General features: G+C 69.5%; 5 protein-coding genes. 2 read left to right on the top strand and 3 right to left on the bottom strand.

The features are described from left to right. The 3 genes from I5E_RS21010 to I5E_RS02445 all read right to left on the bottom strand — a co-directional run. Positions 1–415, bottom strand: a 415-nt coding sequence (locus I5E_RS21010) for a glycosyltransferase (protein ID WP_022905592.1), incomplete at its 3' end; no start/stop codon positions are given. Positions 416–498: 83 nt separating this feature from the next. Further along, positions 499–1,728, bottom strand: coding sequence for an ABC transporter ATP-binding protein (locus I5E_RS02450; protein WP_022905591.1), 1,230 nt, complete (start codon positions 1,726–1,728; stop codon positions 499–501). Between the two features lie 3 nt (positions 1,729–1,731). Further along, positions 1,732–2,634 (bottom strand): ABC transporter permease, encoded by a 903-nt coding sequence (locus I5E_RS02445; RefSeq protein WP_031261163.1) that lies wholly within the window; start codon positions 2,632–2,634, stop codon positions 1,732–1,734. A gap of 206 nt (positions 2,635–2,840) precedes the next feature. Here I5E_RS02445 and I5E_RS02440 point away from each other — a divergent pair, with 206 nt between their 5' ends. Both I5E_RS02440 and I5E_RS22490 read left to right on the top strand, forming a co-directional pair. Beyond that, positions 2,841–3,404 (top strand): hypothetical protein, encoded by a 564-nt coding sequence (locus tag I5E_RS02440; RefSeq protein ID WP_022905589.1) that lies wholly within the window; start codon positions 2,841–2,843, stop codon positions 3,402–3,404. Next, the coding region (locus tag I5E_RS22490) for a hypothetical protein (RefSeq protein ID WP_049973424.1) at positions 3,404–5,507 on the top strand (2,104 nt) is incomplete at its 3' end. The genes I5E_RS02440 and I5E_RS22490, both read left to right, overlap by 1 nt.

Genomic DNA, 5,507 nt, shown 5'->3' with positions numbered 1-5,507 from the left:
GGACGCCGGTCGAGTTGAGGCGGACCTCGCCGCCCGGGTCGGGGACCCAGGTGCGGCCGTCGTGGTCGCGGAGCGCGCGTCCGGCGGGTGGTGCGGCGTGGGCCGGGAGGCGCGACCAGCGCCCGGAGAGCACGATGCGGCCCGTCACGGCCGCCACGGCCGCAGGGGCGGCGTCGAGGTGGTCGCGGAGGGCCGCGACGAAGCCGGGAGCGGGCTCGGCGTCGTTGTTGAGCAGCACGACGACGTCGGCGTCCGCGTGCCGGATGCCCGCGTTCGCCCCGGCGGCGAACCCGCCGTTGGTGGCACGGACGAGCACCGTCGCCTCCGGCAGGTCGCGGCGGAGCACGGCCACCGAGTCGTCCGTCGACCCGTTGTCGACCACGACGACCCGGTCGGCCGCGCCGTCGTCGAGCACGGCGCGGACGGCGCGGGTCGTGAGGTCGGCACGGTTCCAGTTGACGACGACGACCGCGGTGCGCGAGGCGCCGTCGTGCAGCGTCAGTCGAGCTCCTCGATGGAGGGCTTGGCGTAGACGCTGCCGACGGCGTCGCCGAACGACGGGACCTCGAACGAGTCGCACTCCGGCAGGTCGTGCAGGTGCCGGCCGGCGGAGTCCATCATCGACACGTTGATGAAGTACTTGCCGGTGCCGAAGTTCGTGTCCGTGATCCGGAGCCGGAGCTTCCGTCGCCCGTGCAGCGGTTCGAGGTGCACCCCCATGATCCCGGTGGTCGTGCCGTAGACGACCTGTCCGGCGGTGTTGTTGATCTGGACGGCGGCCTCCCAGTCGGTGACGCCGTCGAGGTGCTCGAACTCCATGTCCACGACCAGGTCGTCGCCCGGCGTGACGGGGGCGCGGTGCTGCTTGCCGTCGGCGTGCACGGTCGCGCCGAGCACGGTGCCGCGGCCCACGGCGACGTCGGCGCTGAGCTCGCCGGAGCGGCGCTCCTCGAGCACGTCGCGGAACTTGCTGACCGCCTGGACGGCGTCCCCGTCGTGCAGGACCTTGCCCTTGTTGAGCAGCACGACCCGGTCGCACATCTCCTGCACCTGGCTGAGCGAGTGCGTGACGATGATGATCGTCTTGCCCTGCTCCTGGAACGACCGGATGCGGTCGAGGCACTTGCGCTGGAACGCCTCGTCGCCCACCGCCAGGACCTCGTCGACGAGCAGGACGTCGGGGTCGGTGTGCACGGCGACCGCGAAGGCGAGTCGCACGTACATGCCGGAGCTGTAGAACTTCACCTGGGTGTCGATGAAGTCGCCGATGCCGGAGAAGGCGAGGATGTCGTCGAACCGTTCCTCGGTCTCCTTGCGGCTCAGGCCGAGCAGCGCCGCGTTGAGGTAGACGTTCTCGCGACCGGACAGGTCCGGGTGGAACCCGGCGCCGAGTTCGAGCAGGGCCGCCAGACGGCCGCGGCGCGAGACGGTGCCGGACGTCGGCTGGATGATCCCGCCGATCGCCTTGAGCAGCGTCGACTTGCCCGAGCCGTTCTGACCGATGAGCCCGACGGTCGTGCCCGCCTGGATCGAGACGGTGACGTCGTCGAGCGCCCAGAAGTCCTGGCGGTGCTTCCGGCCGGCGCGGCCGAGCGTGACGATCCGCTCGCGGATGGTGTTGTCCTTGCGGACGGTGAAGCGCTTGCGGACGTGGTCGATGACGATGACGTCGGGGCGCTCGTCGCCGTCCTGCTGCGTGGTGGGCGCGACGGGGGTGCTGATGGCCATGGTCTAGAGCTCCTGCGCGAAGTTGCCCTGCAGGCGGGAGAAGATCCGCTGCGCGCCGATGAGGCAGAACAGGCCGATGACGAACGCGATGCCGAGTCGGAGCATGAGGTGGTCCGGGTAGACGACCTTCGCGGGGTCGTGCAGCCAGATGGCGTTCTGCATGCCGAGCACGGACAGGGTCAGCGGGTTGTTCGTGTAGACGGTCAGGATCCACTGGACCTGCAGCTCCTTGAGGACCATCGAGTACGAGTACACGATGGGCGATCCCCAGAGGAGCACCATCAGGCCGACGTCGATGACGAACTGCACGTCCCGCAGGTACACGTTGAGCGCCGACAGGACGAGCCCGATGGCGGCGCCGTAGACGACGATGACGGCGAGCGAGGGCACCAGGTAGACCAGGCCCTCGTGCAACGGGAACGCGCCGAGCACGAGCGTCGCCACGATCAGGATGACGAACTGGATGGCGTAGTTGACCAGGGCGGCGCCGACGCTCGCGAGCGGGAAGACCTCGCGCGGGACGTAGACCTTCTTGATGAGGCCGCTGTTGCCGACGATCGAGCCGGTCGACCCGGCGACGATCTCGCTGAAGAGCGTGTACGCCCCGAGGCCGGTGAAGACGTAGATCGCGAAGTTGTCGATGCCGTGCGCGGCGCCGAGCACCTTGCCGATCACGAAGTAGTAGATGAGGAGCTGGGTCAGCGGCCGGACGAGCGTCCAGACGAACCCGAGCGCCGAGTCCTTGTACCGCGCCTTGAGGTCGCGGCGCACGAGCATGCCGAGCATCTCGCGCTGCCGGAACACGTCACGCAGTTCGCGCCAGGTTCCTCGGATGGCACTCGTCGGAGCGCCGACCACGACCAGGGGCTCCTTCGCGAGCGCGGCCATGCGGGCTTGATCGACCATGTGTCTCTTCGTTCGTGGGGGCAGGACCGGAACAGCATACTCACCGCATCACCCAGGACGCCGGTGCATCCGGCGGATCGAACGACACCTGTCGTCCGCCCCCGTGCGGGGGTGAAAGTGCGCGGATTTAACCCTCAACCTTCACTTTCGGGTTACCGTTGACGCAACCCGGACCCTTGTCAACATCCACAGGACGGCCCGTCAGCATGCAGTTCGCATCACGGCCGATCGCTGCGATCGCGGTGCTCGGTGCTCTCAGTCTCCTCTCGGCGGGTTGTTCCGCCGGGAGCGACGACGATCCGACCGCGTCTCCCACGCGCTCGGCGAGTGCCACCGCCACCGTCACGGCGACCGACTCACCCACCGCCTCGTCGACCCCGTCGGCGAGCACTCCCGACGACACGGACGACAGCCCGTCGGCGTTCCCCGGCACCGGCCAGACCACGGAACCCGACGACGACCCGTCCGAGTTCCCCGCCACGGCCCTCGTCACGTACGCCGGCTGGGACACCGGCAGCCGGACGCTCCAGGCGGGCGGCCTCGTCTCGGGCACGACGAACACGTCCGGCACGTGCACGTTCACCGCGACCAAGGGCGGTGTCAGCCGGACCCTGACGAGCACCGCAGAGGCCAGTGCGTCCTCCGTCAACTGCGCGCAGGTGTCCTTCCCCGCGGCCCAGGTGTCGAGCGGCACCTGGTCGATCACCCTCGACTACCGCGTCGGCTCGCAGTCGACCACGTCCGACCCGATGACGGCGGAGGTGCCGTGATGCGATCCATCCGAACCGACGGGCGACGACGCCCGCTGCGGTCGTCCCTCGCCCTCGTGGCCGCGCTCGCCGTGGCGGTGAGCGGGTTGACCTTCGGCACGGTGCTGTCCGAGCAGACCACGACGGAGTCCGCCTCGGCCGCGACCGCCGCGTCGTTCGACCCGGGCAACATCATCAGCGACGTGAACTTCTACAACGGGTCCGCGATGAGCGCGTCGTCCGTGCAGTCGTTCCTCAACAGCGTCGCGCCGAACTGCCGGCAGGCGTCCGGCGGCCCCGCGTGCCTGAAGAACTTCTCGCAGAACATGAGCGGCATCGCCGCCGTGTCCGGACGGTGCTCGGCCATCAACGGCGGCGTGAAGTCGGCGGCCACGGTCATCGCGCAGGTCGGTGCCGCGTGCGGCATCAGCCAGAAGGTGCTCCTCGTGCTGCTGCAGAAGGAGCAGGGGATCGTCGCGACGAACAGCCCGACGAGCTACATGTACCTGCACGCCACGGGCTTCGCCTGCCCGGACACCGCGCCGTGCGACCCGAAGTACTACGGCTTCGGGCAGCAGGTGTACGCCGCGGCGCTGCAGTTCAAGCGCTACCAGGCGTCCCCGACGTCGTGGGCGTACCAGGCCGGCCGCAACAACTCGATCCTCTACAACCCGAACGCCGCGTGCGGTCGGAAGACGGTCTACATCAAGAACCAGGCGACCGCCGGGCTGTACATCTACACGCCGTACACCCCGAACGCGGCCGCGATGTCGAACCTCTACGGCACCGGTGACGGCTGCTCGGCCTACGGCAACCGGAACTTCTGGCGGATGTACACCGACTGGTTCGGCTCGCCCACCGGCGGCAGCTCGCCCGTCGGCAGCGTCGACTCCGTGAAGACCGGCTACCGCCAGGTCACCGTGGGCGGCTGGGCGTACGACCCCGACGTCGCCACGAAGCCGATCCGCGTCGCGTTCTACGTCGACGGCGTCGGCAAGCGGACGATCGACGCGAACGCGAATCGCTCGGACCTCGCCAGCCGGCTCGGCGCGGGGAACACCGCGCACGGGTACTCGACCATCCTCACCGGCATCGGCGGCGGCAGCCACAACGTCTGCGTGTTCGGCATCAACCAGGGCCAGGGCGCGAACGCGCTGCTCGGGTGCCAGCAGGTGACCGTCCGGACGGGCGCGCCGTTCGGCAAGCTCGACCAGGCCACGCTCGCCGCGGACAAGCTCTCGGTGCGCGGCTGGGCGATCGACCCGGACACGACGTCCTCGGTCGCCGTGCAGCTCCGCGTGGACAACGTCGTGAAGAAGTCCTGGACGGCCAGCGCCTCGCGCACCGACGTCGAGAAGACCTACCCCGGCTGGGGCTCGGCGCACGGCTACTCCGCGACGATCGGCGGCATCGGCGCCGGGAAGCACACGATCAGCACGTGGGCGAAGGACTCGTCGACGGGCAAGTGGACCCAGCTCGGGTCGAAGTCCGTGACGAAGGCCAGCGGTCCGCCGTGGATCATCATCGACGAGGCATCGTCCACGGTGCCGGGCAAGCTGAAGATCCGCGGCTGGACGGCCGACCCGGACACGATCGCGCCACTGCGCGTCCACCTGTACCTGGACGGCAAGCCGCTGACCTCGTTCACGGCCGACCAGACCAAGGCCGGGCTCGACAAGGCGCTCCCCGGCTACGGTGACGACCACGCGATCCTGTTCACCCGCAGCAGCGTCCCGGCGGGCAAGCACCAGCTCTGCATCATCGCGATCAACGTCGGCCCCGGCGGCAACAGCAACGTCTGCACGACGTTCCAGACGCCGACCGGTCCGCCGAAGGTGACGATCGAGTCCGGTTCGTCGCCGACCCTCGGCTCGCTGCGCGTCAGCGGGTACGCCGTCGACCCCGACACCGTCCAGCCGATCGGCGTGACGTACACGGTGGACGGCAAGAAGGTCCAGACGGGCACGGCCGACCAGGTGAGCGACACCGCGGCGAAGGCGTTCCCCGGGTACTACTCGAAGCACGGCTTCCAGGCCACGCTGACCGGCATCGGCCCGGGCAAGCACACCGTCTGCGTCGTCGGGACGAACGTCGGCGGCGGCTCGAACGCGAACGCGTGCAGCA

The organism is Curtobacterium sp. B18 (assembly GCF_000333375.1).
Lineage (GTDB): Bacteria > Actinomycetota > Actinomycetes > Actinomycetales > Microbacteriaceae > Curtobacterium.
Note: the sequence above shows the minus strand (reverse complement) of the source record. Positions and strands in the feature narration are given on the sequence as shown.

Bases quoted from the DNA above. Each gene is read 5' to 3' on its own strand.
- I5E_RS02440 (WP_022905589.1), top strand. From the start codon at position 2,841: ATGCAGTTCGCATCACGGCCGATCGCTGCGATCGCGGTGCTCGGTGCT.
- I5E_RS02450 (WP_022905591.1), bottom strand. From the start codon at position 1,728: ATGGCCATCAGCACCCCCGTCGCGCCCACCACGCAGCAGGACGGCGAC.
- I5E_RS02445 (WP_031261163.1), bottom strand. From the start codon at position 2,634: ATGGTCGATCAAGCCCGCATGGCCGCGCTCGCGAAGGAGCCCCTGGTC.